The following is a 19,311-nucleotide window of genomic DNA, read 5'->3' on the forward strand; positions in this document are numbered from 1 at the left end:
AAACCTCACTCTTTGTTCCAAGGAAACTTTAATGACTGATTTGCACAAGCGTTCATTGATCAAGGTCGCCGCACTGACGGCTATTGCCTCGGCCGCTCTCGTGGGCTGCGGCAAGAAGGAAGAAGCAGCTGCGCCGGCAGCAGCCCCCGCTGCCGCTCCTGCGGCCGCTGCTCCCGAACCTCTGAAGATTGCTTTTGCTTATGTCGGCCCGGTGGGCGACGGTGGTTGGTCCTTTGCCCATGACCAGGCCCGTAAAGCTCTGGAAAAAGAATTCGGTGACAAGATCAAGACCAGCTATGTGGAGAGCGTGCCCGAAGGTGCCGATGCCGAGCGCGTGCTGCGCGACATGGCCTCGCAGGGCAACAAGCTGGTGTTCGGTACCACCTTCGGCTATATGGACGTGATCCAGAAGCTGGCCCCCGAATTCGCTGATGTGAAGTGGGAACATGCCACCGGCTACAAGACCGCCGCCAATGTCAGCACCTATGACAGCCGCACTTACGAAGGTGCCTATCTGGCCGGCATCATTGCCGGTGGCATGACCAAGTCCAACACCCTGGGCGTGGTGGGCTCGGTGCCTATTCCCGAAGTGATCCGCAATATCAACAGCTTCACCCTGGGTGCCCAGTCCGTGAACCCCAAGATCAAGACCAAGGTGGTCTGGGTCAACGAATGGTTCAGCCCTCCCAAGGAGACCGAAGCTGCGACCAGCCTGATCAACGGCGGCGCCGACATCCTGTTCCAGAATACCGATTCGCCGGCGGTGCTGAAGACGGCCGAGGAAAAGGGCAAGCGTGCCTTCGGCTGGGATTCGGACATGACGGCCTACGGTCCCAAGGCTCACCTGGGCTCGTCCATCATCAACTGGGCGCCTTACTACATCGACTCCACCCGCAGCGCGCTGGAAGGAAAGTGGAGCAGCCGCCAGACCTGGTGGGGCGTCAAGGAAGGCGTGATCGACATCGTTTCACTGGCTGACGACATTCCTGCCGAGCTCAAGGCAAAGGTTGAGGACGTGAAAAAGGGACTGAAGGAAGGTACATTCACCATCTGGAAGGGCCCTATCACCGGCCAGGACGGCAAGGAACTGATCGCTGCCGACAAGGTTGCCGATGACGGTTTCCTCAAAGGCATCAATTTCTACGTCAAGGGCGTGGAAGGAAAAGTGCCCGGCGGCGACGCCAAGTAAGCACTGCTGATCAGGCATCGCGCCGCCTCGTCGCACCGATTGCGGCCGGTAGCGCATGTCTTCACGGCAGACCCCGGGTTTGCCGGGTAGTGTTGGCTGTTAGCAGTCGTCCAGACACGACTTGCAGCGACAGGGCCGCCGCAGAGCGGCCCTTTGTATTTCGATAATGACGAGTATCCCCATGACTGAACGTACCCTCTGGCATCCTGTTGCCCAATCCTCCGAGGTGGTGAGCGCGCCGTTTTCCGTGCTGCTGCTGGAACAGCCGCTGGTGCTGTGGCGCAATACCGAGGGATTGGTGCAGTCCTTTGTGGATCGCTGCCCGCATCGCGGTGCACGCCTGTCCATGGGGCGCGTGGAGAACGGACATCTGGAGTGCCCCTATCACGGCTGGCAGTTCTCCTCCGGTGGCCAATGCGTGAAAGTGCCCGCCGTGCCCGATTTCACTCCCCCCGCATCGCAGCGCGTACGGGCCTTCGAGGTGCAAGAGGCCTACGGACTGATCTGGGTGCGCCTGGAGTCTTCCGATAGCCAGCTGCCCGTGTTCGCTGCCGAGACGGATGAACATCTGCGCAAGGTGAACTGCGGGCCTTACGATGTGGCGGCCAGTGCACCGCGCATCATCGAGAACTTCCTCGACATGTCCCACTTCGGCTTTGTGCACGAAGGCTGGCTGGGCAGCCGTGACGCCACGGCCATTGCCACCTACAAGGTGGAGAGCACCTCCACCGGCGTGCTGGCGACAGGCTGCAAGGCTGTACAGCCCCAGTCCAATCTGCACTCCACCCAGGCGGCCGAGGTGGAGTACACCTATGAGGTGACTGCTGCCTACACTGCCGTGCTGACCAAGATTCCCGAAGAGGGCACTTCCAAACAGGGCTGGCGTGAGCAGATCGGCCTGTTCATCTGCCCTGTCACTCCCGAAACCAGCCGCGTCTGGTTCCGTCTGGCGGTCGCGGACTTCGAATCGACCGATGAGCAATTGCAGACCTTCCAGCACACCATCTTTGTGCAGGACCAGCCTGTGCTGGAGTCGCAGCTGCCCAAGGCCCTGCCGCTGGATCCACGCGCGGAAATGCACTCGGCGGCCGACCGCATGTCGTCGGCTTATCGCCGTTTCCTGAAGGCCCAGGAGATCGCCTTCGGAACCTGCTGAGACAGGCCTGAGAGGCTTTGCCGCCTGCCCCGGCTTGGCGTCCATGCGGCTCGCCGGGAGGCCGCGCCAAGGGCTTGTGGCCGCCAGGCCGAAGTCACAGACTCGTCGGGGCTGGCCATATGGCTTGAGCTGCGCCGGTTTGATAGGCTAGACATTGAATGGCGCGTAGCGCCAAGGAGAATAAAGATGAACACCGTGCCTGCCGTAGATGTTTCCCGTCTGCCGGAGCTGCTGCGAGCCATGCCCAAGGCCGAGCTGCATATGCATATCGAGGGTTCGCTGGAGCCCGAACTGATTTTTGCGCTGGCGCAGCGCAACAAGGTGGCTCTGGCCTATGACAGCGTGGAAGCTCTGCGCGCGGCCTATGCCTTTACTGATCTGCAGAGCTTTCTGGACATCTATTACGCGGGTGCCAGCGTGCTGCTGCACGAGCAGGACTTCTACGACATGGCGCGCGCCTATCTGGACCGCGCCGTGGCCGACAATGTGGTGCACACGGAAATCTTCTTTGACCCGCAGACCCACACCGAGCGTGGCGTGGCCATGGAGACCGTCATCAACGGTCTTTACCGCGCCTGCCGCGATGCGCAGATCGAGCAGGGCATTTCCTCCTCGCTGATCCTGAGCTTTCTGCGCCATCTGAGCGAAGAAAGCGCCCTGCAGACGCTGGAGGCCGCGCTGCCGCTGCGTGACCGCTTCATCGGCGTGGGGCTGGACAGCAGCGAGCTGGGCAATCCGCCCGAGAAGTTCGAGCGCGTGTTTGCGCGCTGCAAGCAACTGGGCCTGCACCTGGTGGCCCATGCCGGGGAGGAGGGGCCGCCTGCCTATATCTGGGGTGCTCTGGATGTGCTGAATGTGGAGCGCATCGACCATGGCGTGCAGTCAGAGCAGGATGCGCTGCTGATGCAGAGGCTGGTCCAGGAGCAGATACCGCTGACGGTCTGCCCTTTGTCCAATCTCAAGCTCTGCGTGATCAAGGACCTGGCCGATCACAATCTGCCGCGCCTGCTGGCGGCCGGGCTCAAGGTCATGATCAACTCGGACGACCCTGCCTATTTCGGCGGCTATGTCAACGAAAACTACACCCAGCTATTTGCTGCCACGGGCATGGGCGCGCCCGAGGCCTACCAGCTGGCGCGCAACAGCCTGGAAGCGAGTTTTGCCGCTGAGGCGCAGAAGGCCGAGTGGATTGCAAAGCTGGATGCAATCTTTGCGCAATTTGCGGCTTAAAAATAGGAGCTTCCAGCGCTTGCTATATGTGGATTTCAGATGGTTTTCTATCTGAAATCTATGAATATCAAGTGCTGGTAGCTCTTTTTTTTATCAGTGGCTTGCTTCAGGAAAGCTGGGCCTTGATGCGCTCAGCCAACTCTCCCAGAGCCGCAAAGCCCGGCTCCTCGCGCTTCCAGACCACGGACAGGCCATCGCCCTCGAAACGCGGCAGCACATGCAGATGAAAGTGAAACACCGTCTGCCCCGCAGGCGCGCCATTGGCCTGGAAGATATTGATGCCGTCTGGATCGAAAGCCTTGTTCACCGCAGCCGCCACGCGCTGGGCCGTCTGCATCACGGCACCGGATTCCTCGGGCGTCAGCTCCAGCAGATTGACGGCATGGCGCTTGCTGGCCACCAGCACATGGCCGCGCGTGGCCTGGCCGATGTCCATGAAGGCGATGGTCAGATCGTCCTCATAGACCTTGGCCGATGGAATCTCCCCTTTGACGAGCTTGCAGAAAATGCACTCGCCAGGGGGCGAGTGGTCTACAAACATGGGCATGACGCTCTCCTTTTTTATGGTTCAAGCGTTCTATCTTAGAGGCTGAGCGGTTTCAGGCCCGCGTCGCGCGCAGGCAGTCCGGGGTGATCTCGGCCATGGATGTCGCGCCCAGCATGGCCATATTGCGGTCCACCTCGTCACGCAGCAAGGTGATGGCGTGATGGACGCCCTGTGCACCGCCGACTGCGGCGGCGTACATGAAGGGGCGGCCCAGAAACACCATGCGAGCGCCCAGGGCCACGGCCTTGAGCACATCGCTGCCGCGGCGAATGCCGCTGTCCATCATCACGGCCGTGCGGTGGCCCACGCGGTCCACCACATAGGGCAGCATCTGCAGCGGCGCGACCACGCCGTCGAGCTGACGGCCGCCATGGTTGGAGACCACGATGCCCTGCGCACCGATATCGGTGGCCATCACGGCATCGTCTTCGTTGAGGATGCCCTTGATGACGAGGTTGCCTTTCCAGCGCTGGCGAATGCGTTCGATGTTCTTCCAGTTCAGGTGGTCACGGCCCGAGGTGTCGCGGATGGCGGTACCCGACAGCAAAGGCGCGCCGCGCGTGGCAAACGAATTCTCGAAGTGCGGCATGCCGTGGTTGATCAGCGTGCGCAGCATGGTGCCCACCATCCAGCGCGGGCGGGTGATGCCGTCATAGGCCAGGCGAAGCGAAGGGCGCAGCGGCATCGAGAAACCGGTGCGCACATTGTTTTCGCGGTTGGCCCAGACGGGGATGTCCACGGTGATGACCAGTGTGCCGAAGCCTGCGGCTTCGATGCGGTCGATCAGGCCGTCGATGCGCGTGGTGTCGCCGGGCAGATAGGCCTGGAACCAGGTAGACGGTGCGGCCTTGGCTACATCTTCCATGGGGATCAGCGAGGTGCCGCTCATGATGGCGGGAATGCGGTTGGCAGCCGCCGTCTGTGCCAGCACCAGATCGCCACGGTAGGCATTGATGGCGCTGATGCCCACGGGGGCTACGCCGAATGGCGAGTCCCAGGTCTGGCCGAACAGCTCGACCTTCTGGTTGCGCTGCGACACATCCACCATGACCCTGGAGCTGAAGCCGTATTGCTGGAAGCTGTCACGGTTGGCCTGCAGCGAGACGCAGTCTTCAGCCGCGCCGGAGACATAGCCAAACAAGGGGCGGGGCAGGTGCTTGCGTGCGGCGGCCTCGAAGTCATGCAGCGACAGAATGTTCTGCAGATGACGGGGAAGCCCTGCGCGTTGGCCGTAGGCGGCTTGCGCTTTGGGGGCGGAGGCTGCGTTTGCAGCAGGGGCTTGTGACGATGCCATGGTAGGGCGCCTCGGGAGCGAAATTCAGGGGTTTAACTGGCTGCGCCCCCGCACACTTGCGGTGCACGGGGGCGTGACAGAAACATCAGGTGTTCAAGGTTTACTGAGCGAATGTACCGCGCTGACGCATCAGCTCGCGGTGCAGTTGCTCGTTACGCTCGAACGGTGCGCGGCCATGCACATAGAAGTAGTTGTTCAGAACCACCAGGTCGCCAGCGGGCAGGCTGACGGTGCGGGTGCCGGGCGAATTTTCCATCGATTCGGACAGGTTCTGCAGATATTCGGCTTCGGCGTCGTTGGCGGGCTGCACGAACTGGTCGATGAAGGAGATCGACAGGCCGAACTCTCCGTGGAAGAACACGGGGCGTTCCACGCGCTCGTTCACGTTCTTGGAGCCCGGGGCCTTGTACAGCAGGGGCTTGGCGCCCAGCGGGTCCTGCACGAAGCAGTCCAGCTCGCTCCAGTCGTCCAGGTGCAGAAAGCGCGACTCGCCGCCCACGGCGTTCTGCTCGTCGAACTTCATCATCAGCAGCCAGTCGGTGGCTTCGGTCACGAAGGTGCCGTCGGTGTGCATGGTGAACAGACGGTAAGCCTGGCGCAGATAGGAGTCGCTGGCGTCGGTGTGCTTGACCAGGAAACGTGCGTAGTACTTGTTGGACATGGAGTCGTGGTTGGCCGGGCCCAGGATATGGCCGATGGCGGTGCCGAACTTCACGTAGTCGTCGCTATCCTGGCTAACGCCTTCCAGACCCAGCACAAAGCCGCCATGCTTGCGGTCCTTGATGATGTTCACCAGGGTCTCGCCAAAGTCGGCACCCATGTGGGCCTTCAGGCGGCGTGCCAGATGAAAGCGCATGAAAGGCACGTACTCGAGGTTCTGCACGTCGATATCGCGCACATCGGCCAGGAAGGCGTTCAGGGCTTCGGTGTTCAGGGTCAGCTTCAGCAGGCGGGGATGCTCGGGGTGAGCGGCGATCTCGTAGGCGGCAGGCTGAATCAGTTGCTGGGGGGTAGTAGCGTTCATGGTGGGCGGGTACTTCAATCAGGAATGGTGTGATTGAACACTTCTTGTTTGATACGATCTATGGGGTTAAATGCATTTTTTGATAAGAATTTCAGATTAAATCCATGCTCAGCTACCGCCAACTCGAGCACTTCGTCACCGTGGCCCAGGAGCTGCATTTCTCGCGTGCCGCCGACAAGCTGGGCGTGGCCCAGTCCGCCGTCAGCGTGCAGGTGCAGCAACTGGAGCAGCAGCTGGGCGTGCGCCTGCTGCAGCGCAACAAGCGCAAGCCCATCACGCTGACCGATGCGGGCGAGCTGCTTTATGACGAAGCCGTGGCCGTGCTGCGCCATATGGAGCGGGCCCAGCAGATCGGGCAGCTGGCGGCCCAGGGCATGAGCGGTCATGTCAAGCTGGGCTATATCTCCTCGTCCGTGACCTCGGGTGTGCTGGCGCGCATGCTCACGCAGTTCCGCCCCGGCCATGAGCAGGTGCACATGCAGGTGCTGGCCATGGAGACGCCGCGCCAGCTGCAGGCGCTGCAGCAGGGCGAGATCGATGCCGGTCTGCTGCGGCCGCGCCGACGCTACCCAGAGGGCGTCAAGGCGGTCATCGTGCACAGCGAGCCCTTCATGGTGGCACTGGCCGAGAACCACCCGCTGGCACGCCATGAATCCATCAGCGTGGCCGATCTGCGCGGCCAGACCTTTATTGCGCCGCAGTTCATCAACGAAAGCGAAGGCTTTGCCGAGGTGCTGGCGCGGCTGGCCGAGACGGCCGGGTTTTCGGCTCGCGAGGCCTATCGCGTCAACGACTTCGTCACGGCGACCAGCCTGGCTGCTGCCGGGTATGGCATTGTGGTGCTGCCCGAGTCGAACCGCCTGCTCAATCAGCCGGGCGTGGCCTTCAGGCCGCTGCGCGACTTCAAGGAAAACGTGCACATGGCACTGGCCTACCGCGAGCGCGAGAACTCACCCGCGGTGCGCGCCTTTCTGGCCGTGGCCAGAAGCTGCGCCGCCTAGTTACGCGGCTGCGGGCAGGGCGGTGTTGCAGCGCAGGGTTTCGGGTGTTTAACTACCTAAAGTGATAGCTGCTATCGCTTGCTGATATTGGTTTATGGATATGAATTGCATTGAAATCAATGCATGAAAAGCGCAATAAGCTTTGTTATTGATAGCGCAAGCCCTGGCCTGCGCGCAGCCGTATAGCCTCTATAAGCGCTGCCGTGTTCCGCAGGCAAGATCGGGCGCGTAAGCTCTGGTCCATGAAAATCTATCGTAGTGCCCTGCTGCGCTTCGCCGATGACGGCCAAGCGGTTTATGACTCCGACGCCTTGCTGGCGATTGCTCCCGATGCCGCGGGTGTGCAGCGCGTGGTGGCTGCGGGCAGTTGGCAGGCGCTGGCCGACCAGTACCTTGAGCGCGAAGGCGTGCAAGTCATTCACCTGCCCGGCAAGCTGCTGGCACCGGGCTTTGTCGACCTGCATATCCACTACCCGCAGACCGATGTGATCGGCGCGCCGGCCCCGGGCCTGCTGCCCTGGCTGGAGAACTACACCTTCCCGCACGAGTCGCGTTTCCATGATCGCGAATATGCCGATGGCGTGGCCGATTTCTTCATGAACGAGCTGCTGCGCAACGGCGTGACCACGGCGCTGGCCTTTGCGACTTCGCATCCGGCATCGGTGGACGCCATCATGACGGCTGCGCAAAAGCGCAGCATGCGCATGATTGCCGGCAAGGTATTGCAGGACCGCAACAGCCCCGACGGCGTGCGCGACGACACCGAGCAAGGCCTGATCGACACCGAAACCCTGATCCAGCGCTGGCATGGCGTGGACCGCCTGGGCTATGCGATCACGCCGCGCTTCGCGCCCACCAGCACGCCCGAGCAGCTGCGCGGTGCGGGCGAGCTGGCAGCCAGGTACGGCGATGTCTGGATCCAGTCCCATGTGGCCGAGAACCTTGACGAAATTGCCTGGGTCAAGGAGCTGTTCCCCGCCGCGCGCAGCTATCTGGCCGTCTACGACGACTTCGGCCTGATGCGCGAGCGCGCCGTCTATGCGCACAGCATCTGGCTCGATGAAACCGACCGCCAGCTCATGCACGACACGCGCTCGGCAGCGGCCATCAGCCCGACCAGCAACCAGTTTCTGGCCAGCGGCTATTTCGACTACCTCAAGGCCGACCAGGCCGGCATGCTCTATGGCCTGGCCAGCGATGTGGGCGGCGGCATGAGCTTCTCGCCGTTTCGCACCATGCAGGCCGCCTATGTGGTGGGGCGCGAGAGCCATGCCAAGCAGGGCCAGAGCCTGTCGCCGCAAAACCTGTGGTGGCAGCACACGGCAGGCGCTGCGCGTGCGCTGGGCCTGCAGGGCGTGATCGGCAATCTGCAGCCCGGCTGCGAGGCCGACCTGGTCGTCATCAACCCCGGCTGCACGCCGCTGCTGGCGCGCAAGACGGCCCAGGCGCGCAATCTGGACGAGCTGCTGTTTGCCATGATCATCCTCGGAGATGACCGCCTGATTGAGCAAACCATTGTTTCTCAAGCAAAATAGCGGTCTTGCGCTTGATTTGTGAGCGCACAACGCTATGAAAAATCAAGCGATACAGGATTTCTAATGAGCATCAAGAGCGACAAATGGATCCGTCAGATGGCGGAGCAGCACGGCATGATCGAGCCTTTCGAGCCTGGCCAGGTGCGCCAGGTCGACGGCAAGAAGATCATCAGCTACGGCACCTCGAGCTATGGCTACGACATCCGCTGCGCCCGCGAATTCAAGGTCTTCACGAATATCCACAGCACGGTGGTGGACCCCAAGAATTTTGACGAGAAGAGCTTTGTCGACTTCGAGGGTGACTATTGCATCATCCCGCCCAACAGCTTTGCACTGGCCCGCACGGTGGAGTACTTCCGCATCCCGCGCGACGTGCTGACCGTCTGCCTGGGCAAGAGCACTTATGCGCGCTGCGGCATCATCGTCAACGTGACGCCCTTCGAGCCCGAGTGGGAAGGCTATGTGACGCTGGAGTTCTCCAACACCACGCCGCTGCCGGCCAAGATCTATGCGGGCGAAGGCTGCGCCCAGGTGCTGTTCTTCCAGGGCGACGAGCAATGCGAAGTCAGCTACAAGGACCGAAACGGCAAGTACCAGGGCCAGCATGGCGTGACCCTGCCCAAGGCCTGAGGCCTGTTGCTCCGCCAAAAAAGCCCGCTGCGGATACAGCGGGCTTTTTTGCTTTCCTGGATGGCTGCTGGGCGGGATCAGGCGGCTGCTGCTTCGAGCGCCGGCCAGTCCAGATTGCAGTGCGCGCCCACGCTGGCATGGCGCTGCAGCGCCGCGTCTACCATCAGGCTGCACAGGGCCAACTGGTTGCGCAGCGCAGGGTCGACACCGCGCCATTGAGCGCGCCACAGCACCAGTTGCTTGGCCGCTGCAATCAGGCTGTGGTTGCTGCGCACAATGCCCACGTTGTGCAGCATGAGTTGCTGCAGCAATTGGCGCATCTCCTGCTGGCTTTCAGCGCTCAGGCTCTTGCCGGGCTTGCGCTGCCTGCCAGGAATGGCAGCGGGCTTGTGCAAGGGCTGCTCGGCCATGCGCAGCGCGGCAGACCTGCCCATGACCACGCACTCCAGCAAGGAGTTGCTGGCCAGACGGTTGGCGCCATGCAGGCCAGTGCGGGCCACCTCGCCAATCGCCCATAGCCCGGCCACGGCAGTGCGGCCGTCCACATGGGCCTGTACACCGCCGCAGGCATAGTGGGCACAGGGCGCAACAGGGATGGGCTGGGTGGCAATGTCTATGCCGTACGCAGCGCACAGTGCCATGACGCCGGGGAAATGCTGCTCCAGCCAGTCGCGGCTGCGGTGTGTGATGTCCAGCAGCACATGGGGCAGCTGGTGGGCACGCATCTCGCGGTCGATGGCGCGGGCCACGATGTCGCGCGGTGCCAGCTCGGCGCGCGGGTCGTGGCGCAGCATGAAGCGCTCGCCGGGCTGGCCGTGCCGGTCCGGCAAGCACAGCAAGGCTCCTTCGCCGCGTAGCGCTTCCGAGACCAGGCCCACGGACCGGCCGCCCACCTGCAAGGCCGTGGGGTGGAACTGCATGAATTCCAGGTCGCGCACGACACAGCCCGCGCGCCAGGCCATGGCAATGCCGTCGCCGGTCGCCGTGACCGGGTTGGTGGTGCTGGGGTAGATCTGGCCCATGCCGCCCGTGGCCAGCACGGTATGGCTGGCCAGCATAGGCTGCTGCTGGCCATCGGCATTGCGCACGTTGGCACCCACGCAGCGCTGCTGCACGTCCAGCAGCAGTTCCATGGCGGTGCAATGCTGCAGCAAGGTGATGTGCTTCAGATGCCGGCAGGCCTGCAGCAAGGTCTGGTGCACGGCCTGCCCGGTGCGGTCGGCCGCATGCACAATGCGCCGGGCGCTGTGACCGCCTTCGCGCGTCAGGTGCAGGCGGCCGTCTGCATCGGTGCTGAAGGGCACACCCAGGGCCTGCAGCCAGGCGATAGCCTGGGGGCCTTGCTCCAGGATGCGGCGCACGGCGCCTTCGTCGCAGAGGCCGGCGCCGGCGATCAGCGTGTCCTGAACATGGGCTTCCAGGCTGTCGACGGGGTCCAGCACAGCGGCAACGCCGCCTTGGGCCCAGGCGCTGGCGCATTCGTCGGCACTGCTTTTGCTGAGCACGGTGATGCGCAGTGTGTTGGGCAGGCTGAGTGCCAGCGTCAGGCCGGCAAGTCCGCAGCCGATGATGAGTACATCGCTGCAAGTCTGAGATTGGGGCATGGTGCTTGTTCTCTCTCAGGCCGGACCGAAGTTCTGGAACAGGGCCGCGTCGCGTTCCAGCTCGCCACTGGCGCGTACCGGCTGGCGCTGGGCAGCGGCAAAATCCAGCATGCGCTGTATGGGCTTGCGGGCGGCCAGACCCAGCATCGCGTCAAGCTCTATGGCACCGCTGCCTTGCAGCAGGGTCCGCTCCACGCCCGGCAGGCTGTTCATGGCCATCCAGGGGCAGAAGGCGCAGCTTTTGCAGCTGCCGCCCGTGCCCGCCGTCGGGGCAGGCAGAAAGCGCTTGCCCGGATAGCGCTGGCGCATGTCGTGAAGAATGCCCTGGTCGGTGGCGACGATAAAGGTGTCGGTGGGCAGTCTGCCCACGGCGGCGATCAGCTGGGTGGTGGAGCCCACCACATCGGCCAGCGCAGTGACGGCGGCCGGCGATTCGGGGTGAACCAGAATCGCGGCCTCGGGGTGGGCATTGGCCAGGGCCTGCAGCTCGTCGGCCTTGAATTCGTCATGGACCACGCAACTGCCCTGCCACAACAGCATGTCGGCACCGGTCTGTTGCTGGATGTGGCTGCCCAGGTGGCGGTCGGGTGCCCAGAGGATTTTCTCGCCGCGCGCGTGCAGGGCGGCTACGATGTCCTGTCCTACCGACGAGGTGACCACCCAGTCGGCCCGGGCTTTGACGGCAGCGCTGGTGTTGGCATAGACGACCACGGTGCGGTCGGGGTGGGCGTCGCAGAAGCGGCTGAACTCGTCGGCCGGGCAGCCCAGGTCCAGAGAGCAGGTGGCATCGCCGTCGGGCATGAGCACGGTCTTCTCGGGGCTGAGGATTTTTGCGGTCTCGCCCATGAAGCGCACGCCGGCCACGATCAGGGTCTTGGCGGGATGGTTGGCACCAAAGCGCGCCATCTCCAGGGAGTCGCCCACGCAGCCGCCGGTATCGCGTGCGAGGTCCTGCAATGCACCGTCCACATAGTAGTGGGCGACCATGACGGCATTGCGTTCCTTGAGAAGAGCCTTGATGCGCTGCGCCGTCTCGCGCTGCTGCTGGCGGTCTTGCTGGGGCAGCACCCTGGCCCAGGCCTGGCCTGTGCTGCACTGGCTGCTGCTGCCCGGTGCGGGCTGGTCGAATTCCACGGTTCTGATCGTCATCGTCTCCATCCTGAGTTGCGCTGTTAAATATTTATACTCAATCTGAGTATTATTAAAACCGCTTTTTTTGAATTTGTCACCGGGGAGACAAATTAGGCTGGATGGCGTTGCTTTTCAGCGCAGTCAGTGCTTGGGAAGACAATCCAGAGCATGGATGGATCGCTTATTCAGCAATGACTTGATGCTTCTGAAAAATGAGCAAGTGGAGGATGTTCAGGCGGGTTGCCTGAGCAGGTGCTGGCGCAGGGCCAGGCGGGTGGCGGCCAGATCCCAGCCGCCCCAGCCGCAGGATTTGAAGAGTACAGGCTTCGTGGAGCGCGACCAGTCCTGATGCACCACGGCGGCCAGCGTGGGCAGGGTGTCGACCTCGATGCCGGCCTGCAGCAGGTCGCCGGCCTCGTGCGCAGCATCGGCGGTGTCGACGACGATCTGGCCCTGGTGCAGAAAGCGCCGGCACAACTCGGGATCCAGCTCCACCATTTGCGGCGTGAAGGCGCCGACAGCGCAGACAAAGGCATCGGGTCTTGCCGCCTCATGCAGCACCACGGCCTGCGCGGGCGTGCAGGTCACAATCAGCGGGCAGTGCCGGGCGGCTTCCTCCAGGTCGTCGGTGATGCGCGCATGCAGACCCAGGTCGCGGGCCTGGTCTGCAAGCCGCTGCGCGCTGCTGGCACTGCGCGAGTGAATCCAGACCTCCTGCGTGCCAAGGCCCTGAGCAAAAGCCTGCATATGGGCGCTGCCCTGCACGCCGGCGCCGACGATGAGCAGGGCGCCTTGAGGCCTGGGGGCCAGGCGGCGCGCTGCCAGCAGCGATACGGCTGCGGTGCGTCTGGCCGTGACGGTGGGGCCGTCCAGAATCAGTTGACGCACTCCGGTCGCTGCATCAAAAACCACGATATCGCCCTGAATGGTAGGTCTGCCCATCCGGGCATTGCCTGGCGTGAAACTGATGAGCTTGGTCATGACCACCTGGCCATCGGTGGCCGGCATGCAGAACAGGCAATTGCCCGCAGCCGTCGGCATGACGATGCGTGGCGGAACCGAGACACTGCAACTGTTTTGCAGCTGGCGCAAAAGTGCTTCGATCTCATCGGCCAGGGCGGACCATGGCAGCAGTGCGGCAGTGGCGCGGGCGTCCAGAGACGCTGTCGAGGGCTGGGGCTGGGCATTCATGGGCAGTCGTATGGGGGCAGCGGACAAGCTTCTGAGCTTACAGAATTGCAAGCCCGGCCCGGTGTTGACCGACAGAATCTCGCTGCACGAACGCTTCTGGCGAAGGCTGCCAGCGCGCACAATAGCCACTGTCTTATCCATCGATTCTGTCGTACACATGTTTGGCTTTTCTCCCCGCTCCGGGCAACGCAAGGACCCTACCTGGACACAAGCGCCTTCCAGCCGTGGTCATGTCGAGCCTGTCTGGCGGGATGGCGGCTCGGCTGCAAGCTACGAGCCGACCCAGCAGCAGGCGGCAGCACCGCGCAAATCCTCTTCGGCCAAGCTCTGGGTATCGGCGGCCCTGGCGGTGGTGGGCCTGCTGGCAGTGGCCTTTCTGTTTCTGAGCATGGTCGATGTGGTGGAGGAACAGGTAGCCCGTAACCAGCCTCAGTCGATGCCTGGCGCGCCGGGCGTGCCCTTGATCTCCACGCCTGCCGGCCGCTGAACACCAGGCCAAACGTCAACAATGCTGCGCTGCAGCTTGACTGAGGTGGCAAAAGCACAGCTTGATACCTGCATTCGGAGCCGCAGCCCTTAATATCGCCACCCGGCGCAGGCCGCGTGCAACACAGCTAAGGAGTAAGCACCATGAGATGGGAAGGTAACCGCGAGTCGGACAACGTCGAGGACCGCCGTGGAGACGGTGGTGGTGGTGGCGGTGGTTTTCCCATTGGTGGTCGCAGCATCGGCATCGGCACCGTGGTGCTGGCGCTGATTGGCTGGGGCGTGTTCGGCATCAACCCACTGACCACGATTGGCGTTCTCTCCGGGGGGGGCTCGCCCCAGGTGCAGCAGGCTCCGGCGCATCGCCCGGCTGGCGATGACCAGGGGGCCAAGTTTGTCTCCACGGTGCTGGCTTCAACCGAGGATGTCTGGACCCAGATCTTCCGTGAAGGTGGTGCTCAGTATCAGAACCCCAAGCTGGTGCTGTTCACCGGCGTGACGCGCACGGCTTGCGGCACGGGACAGTCGGCCATGGGGCCGTTTTACTGCCCGGGTGACTACAAGGTCTATCTGGACATGGACTTCTTCAACACCATGAGCCGTCAGCTTGGTGCTCCCGGTGAGTTCGCGCGCGCTTATGTGGTTGCCCATGAAGTGGGCCATCATGTGCAGAACCTGCTCGGCATCTCGGGCAAGGTGGACAGCATGCGTGGCCGTGTCAGCGAACGCGAGCAAAATGCCATGTCCGTGCGCCTGGAGCTGCAGGCCGACTGCCTGGCCGGCATCTGGGCCAACAAGTCGCAGCAGGCCAAGAGCTGGCTGGAGCAGGGTGATATCGAGTCGGCGATGAATGCCGCACAGCAGATCGGCGACGACAAGCTGCAGCGCGAAGCCACGGGCACGGTGCGTCCCGACAGCTTTACCCATGGCTCCAGCGCCCAGCGTGTGCGCTGGTTCACCCAGGGCTACAAGAGCGGCAGCGTCAAGGCCTGCGACACCTTCGCAGCTCAGTCGCTTTGAGCCACAAGCTGCTCTGAACCAGGCGTGTGCACTGTCACACGCCTTTGTTTTTGGGGCGGCAGAATTCAAAACTCGGGTTATCCCGATAGATTGCACGGGATATTGGCAAGGCTTTTTTTGCCCTCAAACAGAGGGAGCGAAGGCTTTGCGCCTGCAGAAAATCACAAAGCCAACGCGAAAAACCCACTCGGTGCGACAATAACGCCCTCAATGACAAGCTCTTTCTCCAATCTTCACTTGGCTGAGCCCCTGGCACGCGCAGTGGCCGACATGGGCTATGAGTCCATGACTCCGATTCAGGCGCAGGCCATTCCGGTGGTATTGACCGGCAAGGACGTCATGGGCGCAGCCCAGACCGGCACAGGCAAGACGGCGGCTTTCTCCCTGCCCCTGCTGCAGCGCCTGATGCGCCATGAAAACGCCTCGGCATCGCCTGCCCGCCATCCGGTGCGTGCCCTGGTGCTGCTGCCCACGCGTGAGCTGGCCGACCAGGTGGCACAACAGATTGCCCTGTACGCCAAGCACACCAAGCTGCGCAGCACCGTGGTGTTTGGTGGCATGGATATGAAGCCCCAGACCATCGAGCTGAAAAAAGGCGTCGAGGTGCTGGTGGCCACGCCCGGTCGTCTGCTGGACCACATCGAGGCCAAGAATGTGGTGCTCAATCAGGTGGAGTATGTGGTGCTGGACGAGGCCGACCGCATGCTGGATATCGGCTTTCTGCCCGATTTGCAGCGTATCCTCTCCTATCTGCCCAAGAGCCGCACCACGCTGCTGTTCTCGGCCACGTTCTCGCCCGAGATCAAGCGTCTGGCCGGCAGCTATCTGCAGGATCCTGTGACCATCGAGGTGGCTCGTCCCAACGAGACTGCATCCACCGTGGAGCAGCGCTTCTACAAGGTCACGGATGACGACAAGCGTTACGCGATTCGTTCCGTGCTCAAGGAGCGCGACATTCGCCAGGCCTTCATCTTCTCCAACAGCAAGCTGGGTTGTGCGCGTCTGACGCGTGCCCTGGAGCGTGACGGTCTGCGTGCCGCCGCACTGCATGGAGACAAGAGCCAGGACGAGCGCCTGAAGGCGCTGGAAGCCTTCAAAGCCGGCGAGGTGGATCTGCTGGTCTGTACCGATGTGGCCGCGCGAGGTCTGGACATCAAGGACGTGCCCGCAGTCTTCAACTACGACGTGCCTTTCAATGCGGAAGACTATGTGCACCGCATCGGCCGTACCGGCCGAGCCGGCGCATCGGGCCTGGCAGTGACTCTGGTGACCGATCATGACAGCCGCAATGTGGCCGACATCGAAAAGCTCACCAAGAAGAAGATCGAAGTCGAGCCCGCGCCCATGCTGGATTTTCGTCCCGCACGCCGCAGCCGCAGCGACGAGGAATATCGTCCGCGTCGCGAGCGCGAATTCGATGCAGCATCGCGTGGCGGTCATGCGCATCGTCCATCGCGCATGGCCCAGCGTCCTGTCAATCTGGATCCGTTCTTTGACAAGCCCTATGAGGCCAGCAGCGTCAGCGAGACCGCATCCTGGGACAGCAAGCATGCAGCCCCGGTCAAGAGCACAAGCATCAAGCCCAAGCGCAAGATTGCCGCTTTGTTCAAGGCTCCCGTCGTGGCTTCCTGAACACGGGGTCATCGCGCCACAAGAAACGCCTGCGGATGCAGGCGTTTCTTTTTTGAAGCATCAGCCCTTGCTGCCAGGCACCTGAGCCTGTGGGCACTGCAGCTGTATCAGCTCTCGTTCGTTCATGCGCTCCCCGATTCTCATCATGCTGAGGCAGCCTCCCCAGACGCAACCGGTGTCCATGGCCATCAGATCGGGCCGGTTGACATGGCCCAGCGTGGACCAGTGCCCAACAGCCATGGGTGTATCGGCAGTGAGCCGGCCCGGCACATCGAACCAGGGCATCAGTCCTTCGGGTGCGTGATCGGCGGATTCCGCGCTCTCAAAATCCATAACGCCGTCGGCACTGCAAAAACGCAGGCGGGTAAAGGCGTTGACGATGCAGCGCAGCCGGTCATCGCCTTGCAGGTCGGCGGACCAGCGATCGGGCTGGTTGCCGTACATATTCTGCAAAAAACGCGCATGGTCGGCATGCTGAAGCACGGCCTGAACTTCGGTGCTCAAGGCCACGGCATCCTGCACATTCCATTGAGGAAGCACGCCGGCATGCACCATGAGAAGGTTCTCACCCAGCGCATTGGTGTGCAGGCGAGCCAGAGGCTGCTGGCGCAGCCAGTGCAGCAGGGCATCGCAATCGGGTGCGCTCAGAACCTGGGCCAGAGTGTCGCGCTTGCTTTGACGGCGAAGGCCCCGGGCTGCGGCCAGCAGGTGCAGGTCGTGATTGCCGAGCAGAGGGCGAATGGCATCGCCGCCCTGCATGCAGCGGCGCAATACCTCGGCGGATTTGGGGCCGCGATTGACAAGGTCGCCGAGCACGTAAAGTGTGTCCCGACTTGCGGAAAAATCCACGGTTTGCAATAAGCGCTCGAAAGCGTCATCGCAGCCCTGGATGTCCCCGATACAGTAAAGTGCCATGGTCTTCTTTCTGGTGGACGAGTCAGGGATTTTCTGCTGTTTGCATTGCTGACACTGCTTAACGGGGTGTTTGTAATGTCGAAACTGGCATTGGCCTTCCGATTGCAGGGCAGGATTGCCGGCTTTGGCAAAGCTCGTGAGCAGGGACGCCCAAGCTGCGCTGGAGTTGCTTGAGAGTCCACGCAGTTTCTGTCTTTCGTGCAGCTTGGAATTACCTCCATCGGACGCTCAACGGTATTGGGGTGGGGTTGCGATCAGCGATGGATTGGCCGTTTGGCTGATATCTCCGGGAATATCGGAAAAGAGAGCAACCATTTCGGCAACGACTATCGTCGTAACTGCTATTACATTTATAACGATTATCTTTGGAGAGCTGGCTTAAAAGCGTATCGGGCAGCCCTATTCAGAGCTGGTTTCGGCATGGCAAGGCGCTCCATGGCCTGGGTTGCATCTATCGCAAAGTCCTTTGTGCGTTTGTTGTCATTTTCAACGCATGTCATATTGACTTTGCTGCGGATTAGTGAGTTCGCCTGTGCAGCAATGACCGAGGAAGAAATCGCAACTGGTTTGGAGCAGGGCTTCAGCTAGGTTTGATGGAGGTGTATGAACATCAGGCGGCGTAAGCGTATTTCATTTAGACGATATTTATTTGACGTATTCAATGTTATTTACGCCGATATGTATTGTATTGATGCCGAAATGGCGATGCATCGGGTTCTGCAGGCCTGTGCCTGGCTGTTGCCCGGATGGAGAGCTGGGAAGACATTCCTGGTTACTGCATGCCGCAGCCCGCTGGATGAGATGCAAGGCATCATCGGCGTGCCCAATAGGTCGGTAGTTGCTGAGAAATCACAAGACTTGCAAGGAGAGCAGGCGCTGGCTTTGAAATTTTTGCCTGAGACTTGATGTGAGATGAGGCTGCAGGATCAACTGCGTGCCAATGCAGGGAGCGGGGTGTTTGTCGTCGAGGAATATGGGGCGGAGCAGGGCATCACGACACCGCATGGTTGGCTCTAAGTCAGTGCCAGAGAGCTTTGCTCCTTGGAGGAGGCTGAGGTCTGGGCAACTCGCAGAGAAGACGGATTCTGACTGCTCAAGGTGCTGGTGCCTATTCAGAATTGAAGGCCAGGCTGACTATTTGAGTATTGCCAGGCGAAGGCTGGGAGCACCATAAAACGCCGGCCGGGTTATTCCCTGCCACAGCAGCCATTGGCCCGGTCTGGAGTGATTTGGATGAAAGCGTATCGACAAGATATTGGCAGCTCCGGAGGCTGAATAGCTATTTATTAACACGTAGTTGCATTTTATAAATATTCTGAATTGTGGTTTTTGCTTACTCAGAAAATTATGAATTTGAAATTCCGGCATTTATAATGAATCCACTTTAATCAACCAAGAAGCGCAAATCATGAGCACTTACAAGGAACTCCTGAAGCAGAGAGAAGAGCTGGAACAGCAAATCAACGAAGCCCGTTCGCGTGAACTGGCCGAAGCCGTGAGCAAGGTTCGCGGCCTGATTGCCGAGTACGGCTTGACTGCTGAAGATGTTTTCCCTCCCGCTCGCGCGCGCTCTTCCGCCAATGCTGGCGCCAAGGTGGCTCCCAAGTATCGTGATCCTGCAACGGGTCAGACCTGGACCGGCCGCGGCAAGCCACCAAAGTGGATTGCAGACCAGGATCGCGAAAAGTTCGCCATTTGATCTGCTTTTGCGCACGTTGAAAGAGCC

At 61.7% G+C, this 19,311-nt stretch carries 19 protein-coding genes; 12 read left to right on the forward strand and 7 right to left on the reverse strand.

Annotation, left to right across the window (positions count from 1 at the left end; translation table 11 throughout):
• The first annotated feature begins 31 nt into the window (after window positions 1–31).
• The 3 genes from AAIL66_RS17440 (at window position 32) to AAIL66_RS17450 (ending at window position 3,575) form a co-directional block, all read left to right on the forward strand.
• The gene (locus AAIL66_RS17440; protein ID WP_034353641.1) at window positions 32–1,189 is read left to right on the forward strand and encodes a BMP family ABC transporter substrate-binding protein; all 1,158 of its coding nucleotides are present in this window, start codon (window positions 32–34) and stop codon (window positions 1,187–1,189) included.
• A gap of 181 nt (window positions 1,190–1,370) precedes the next feature.
• The gene (locus tag AAIL66_RS17445; RefSeq protein ID WP_343497317.1) at window positions 1,371–2,345 is read left to right on the forward strand and encodes an aromatic ring-hydroxylating dioxygenase subunit alpha; all 975 of its coding nucleotides are present in this window, start codon (window positions 1,371–1,373) and stop codon (window positions 2,343–2,345) included.
• A 186-nt stretch (window positions 2,346–2,531) separates the two neighbouring features.
• Window positions 2,532–3,575 carry an adenosine deaminase gene (locus AAIL66_RS17450; protein WP_034380519.1) on the forward strand — a complete coding sequence of 348 codons (1,044 nt, stop codon included), beginning with the start codon at window positions 2,532–2,534 and terminating at the stop codon, window positions 3,573–3,575.
• A 106-nt stretch (window positions 3,576–3,681) separates the two neighbouring features.
• On the opposite strand, the gene AAIL66_RS17455 is transcribed toward AAIL66_RS17450, so the two are convergent.
• The 3 genes from AAIL66_RS17455 to glaH all read right to left on the reverse strand — a co-directional run bounded on the left by AAIL66_RS17455 (window position 3,682) and on the right by glaH (window position 6,440).
• The gene (locus AAIL66_RS17455) at window positions 3,682–4,122 is read right to left on the reverse strand and encodes an HIT family protein (protein ID WP_039049061.1); all 441 of its coding nucleotides are present in this window, start codon (window positions 4,120–4,122) and stop codon (window positions 3,682–3,684) included.
• 52 nt (window positions 4,123–4,174) lie between these two features.
• Entirely contained in the window at window positions 4,175–5,416 is a 1,242-nt protein-coding gene (locus tag AAIL66_RS17460) for an alpha-hydroxy acid oxidase (RefSeq protein WP_343497318.1), read from the reverse strand.
• 100 nt (window positions 5,417–5,516) lie between these two features.
• A complete protein-coding gene (glaH, locus tag AAIL66_RS17465) occupies window positions 5,517–6,440 on the reverse strand; it encodes a glutarate dioxygenase GlaH (RefSeq protein ID WP_034353626.1) in 924 nt (307 codons plus the stop codon).
• A gap of 104 nt (window positions 6,441–6,544) precedes the next feature.
• On the opposite strand from glaH, the gene AAIL66_RS17470 reads away from it, so the two are divergent.
• From AAIL66_RS17470 to dcd, 3 genes are all read left to right on the forward strand, one after another.
• On the forward strand, window positions 6,545–7,441 hold the full coding sequence (locus tag AAIL66_RS17470) for a LysR family transcriptional regulator (protein WP_012839484.1): 897 nt from the start codon (window positions 6,545–6,547) through the stop codon (window positions 7,439–7,441).
• A 242-nt stretch (window positions 7,442–7,683) separates the two neighbouring features.
• Window positions 7,684–8,976, forward strand: a complete 1,293-nt coding sequence (gene guaD, locus AAIL66_RS17475) for a guanine deaminase (RefSeq protein ID WP_012839483.1) — start codon at window positions 7,684–7,686, stop codon at window positions 8,974–8,976.
• 63 nt (window positions 8,977–9,039) lie between these two features.
• Window positions 9,040–9,606: a dCTP deaminase gene (gene dcd / locus AAIL66_RS17480; RefSeq protein ID WP_003052512.1), complete on the forward strand. Its 567-nt coding sequence runs from the start codon at window positions 9,040–9,042 to the stop codon at window positions 9,604–9,606.
• Between the two features lie 77 nt (window positions 9,607–9,683).
• On the opposite strand, the gene nadB is transcribed toward dcd, so the two are convergent.
• The 3 genes from nadB to AAIL66_RS17495 all read right to left on the reverse strand — a co-directional run bounded on the left by nadB (window position 9,684) and on the right by AAIL66_RS17495 (window position 13,532).
• Window positions 9,684–11,210: an L-aspartate oxidase gene (gene nadB / locus AAIL66_RS17485; protein WP_343497319.1), complete on the reverse strand. Its 1,527-nt coding sequence runs from the start codon at window positions 11,208–11,210 to the stop codon at window positions 9,684–9,686.
• Between the two features lie 15 nt (window positions 11,211–11,225).
• Window positions 11,226–12,359, reverse strand: a complete 1,134-nt coding sequence (gene nadA / locus AAIL66_RS17490) for a quinolinate synthase NadA (protein WP_045839990.1) — start codon at window positions 12,357–12,359, stop codon at window positions 11,226–11,228.
• A gap of 213 nt (window positions 12,360–12,572) precedes the next feature.
• Window positions 12,573–13,532 (reverse strand): delta(1)-pyrroline-2-carboxylate reductase family protein, encoded by a 960-nt coding sequence (locus AAIL66_RS17495; RefSeq protein ID WP_343497344.1) that lies wholly within the window; start codon window positions 13,530–13,532, stop codon window positions 12,573–12,575.
• Between the two features lie 157 nt (window positions 13,533–13,689).
• On the opposite strand from AAIL66_RS17495, the gene AAIL66_RS17500 reads away from it, so the two are divergent.
• From AAIL66_RS17500 to AAIL66_RS17510, 3 genes are all read left to right on the forward strand, one after another.
• A complete protein-coding gene (locus AAIL66_RS17500; RefSeq protein ID WP_034380505.1) occupies window positions 13,690–14,019 on the forward strand; it encodes a hypothetical protein in 330 nt (109 codons plus the stop codon).
• 143 nt (window positions 14,020–14,162) lie between these two features.
• Entirely contained in the window at window positions 14,163–15,038 is an 876-nt protein-coding gene (locus AAIL66_RS17505) for a neutral zinc metallopeptidase (protein WP_034353614.1), read from the forward strand.
• Between the two features lie 210 nt (window positions 15,039–15,248).
• Window positions 15,249–16,670: a DEAD/DEAH box helicase gene (locus tag AAIL66_RS17510; RefSeq protein WP_034353612.1), complete on the forward strand. Its 1,422-nt coding sequence runs from the start codon at window positions 15,249–15,251 to the stop codon at window positions 16,668–16,670.
• 60 nt (window positions 16,671–16,730) lie between these two features.
• On the opposite strand, the gene AAIL66_RS17515 is transcribed toward AAIL66_RS17510, so the two are convergent.
• Window positions 16,731–17,585: a symmetrical bis(5'-nucleosyl)-tetraphosphatase gene (locus AAIL66_RS17515; protein WP_034353610.1), complete on the reverse strand. Its 855-nt coding sequence runs from the start codon at window positions 17,583–17,585 to the stop codon at window positions 16,731–16,733.
• Between the two features lie 273 nt (window positions 17,586–17,858).
• Between AAIL66_RS17515 and AAIL66_RS17520 the strand changes: the two genes are divergently transcribed.
• The 3 genes from AAIL66_RS17520 to AAIL66_RS17530 all read left to right on the forward strand — a co-directional run bounded on the left by AAIL66_RS17520 (window position 17,859) and on the right by AAIL66_RS17530 (window position 19,284).
• Window positions 17,859–18,173 carry a hypothetical protein gene (locus tag AAIL66_RS17520; protein WP_343497320.1) on the forward strand — a complete coding sequence of 105 codons (315 nt, stop codon included), beginning with the start codon at window positions 17,859–17,861 and terminating at the stop codon, window positions 18,171–18,173.
• A 15-nt stretch (window positions 18,174–18,188) separates the two neighbouring features.
• Window positions 18,189–18,491: a hypothetical protein gene (locus AAIL66_RS17525; protein WP_343497321.1), complete on the forward strand. Its 303-nt coding sequence runs from the start codon at window positions 18,189–18,191 to the stop codon at window positions 18,489–18,491.
• 502 nt (window positions 18,492–18,993) lie between these two features.
• Window positions 18,994–19,284: an H-NS histone family protein gene (locus tag AAIL66_RS17530; protein ID WP_003052529.1), complete on the forward strand. Its 291-nt coding sequence runs from the start codon at window positions 18,994–18,996 to the stop codon at window positions 19,282–19,284.
• Window positions 19,285–19,311 lie beyond the last annotated feature (27 nt).

The sequence above is a fragment of the Comamonas sp. F1-6 genome (assembly GCF_039581415.1).
In the GTDB taxonomy this organism is placed as follows: domain Bacteria; phylum Pseudomonadota; class Gammaproteobacteria; order Burkholderiales; family Burkholderiaceae_C; genus Comamonas; species Comamonas thiooxydans.

What these genes read in the sequence shown, in the direction of transcription:
- AAIL66_RS17510 (WP_034353612.1), top strand. Translation starts at nt 15,249, where the DNA reads ATGACAAGCTCTTTCTCCAATCTTCACTTGGCTGAGCCCCTGGCACGC.
- nadA (WP_045839990.1), bottom strand. Translation starts at nt 12,359, where the DNA reads ATGACGATCAGAACCGTGGAATTCGACCAGCCCGCACCGGGCAGCAGC.
- AAIL66_RS17445 (WP_343497317.1), top strand. Translation starts at nt 1,371, where the DNA reads ATGACTGAACGTACCCTCTGGCATCCTGTTGCCCAATCCTCCGAGGTG.
- AAIL66_RS17500 (WP_034380505.1), top strand. Translation starts at nt 13,690, where the DNA reads ATGTTTGGCTTTTCTCCCCGCTCCGGGCAACGCAAGGACCCTACCTGG.
- nadB (WP_343497319.1), bottom strand. Translation starts at nt 11,210, where the DNA reads ATGCCCCAATCTCAGACTTGCAGCGATGTACTCATCATCGGCTGCGGA.
- AAIL66_RS17455 (WP_039049061.1), bottom strand. Translation starts at nt 4,122, where the DNA reads ATGCCCATGTTTGTAGACCACTCGCCCCCTGGCGAGTGCATTTTCTGC.
- AAIL66_RS17450 (WP_034380519.1), top strand. Translation starts at nt 2,532, where the DNA reads ATGAACACCGTGCCTGCCGTAGATGTTTCCCGTCTGCCGGAGCTGCTG.
- glaH (WP_034353626.1), bottom strand. Translation starts at nt 6,440, where the DNA reads ATGAACGCTACTACCCCCCAGCAACTGATTCAGCCTGCCGCCTACGAG.
- AAIL66_RS17440 (WP_034353641.1), top strand. Translation starts at nt 32, where the DNA reads ATGACTGATTTGCACAAGCGTTCATTGATCAAGGTCGCCGCACTGACG.
- AAIL66_RS17495 (WP_343497344.1), bottom strand. Translation starts at nt 13,532, where the DNA reads ATGAATGCCCAGCCCCAGCCCTCGACAGCGTCTCTGGACGCCCGCGCC.
- AAIL66_RS17505 (WP_034353614.1), top strand. Translation starts at nt 14,163, where the DNA reads ATGAGATGGGAAGGTAACCGCGAGTCGGACAACGTCGAGGACCGCCGT.
- dcd (WP_003052512.1), top strand. Translation starts at nt 9,040, where the DNA reads ATGAGCATCAAGAGCGACAAATGGATCCGTCAGATGGCGGAGCAGCAC.
- AAIL66_RS17525 (WP_343497321.1), top strand. Translation starts at nt 18,189, where the DNA reads ATGAACATCAGGCGGCGTAAGCGTATTTCATTTAGACGATATTTATTT.
- AAIL66_RS17530 (WP_003052529.1), top strand. Translation starts at nt 18,994, where the DNA reads ATGAGCACTTACAAGGAACTCCTGAAGCAGAGAGAAGAGCTGGAACAG.
- AAIL66_RS17460 (WP_343497318.1), bottom strand. Translation starts at nt 5,416, where the DNA reads ATGGCATCGTCACAAGCCCCTGCTGCAAACGCAGCCTCCGCCCCCAAA.
- AAIL66_RS17470 (WP_012839484.1), top strand. Translation starts at nt 6,545, where the DNA reads ATGCTCAGCTACCGCCAACTCGAGCACTTCGTCACCGTGGCCCAGGAG.
- guaD (WP_012839483.1), top strand. Translation starts at nt 7,684, where the DNA reads ATGAAAATCTATCGTAGTGCCCTGCTGCGCTTCGCCGATGACGGCCAA.
- AAIL66_RS17515 (WP_034353610.1), bottom strand. Translation starts at nt 17,585, where the DNA reads ATGGCACTTTACTGTATCGGGGACATCCAGGGCTGCGATGACGCTTTC.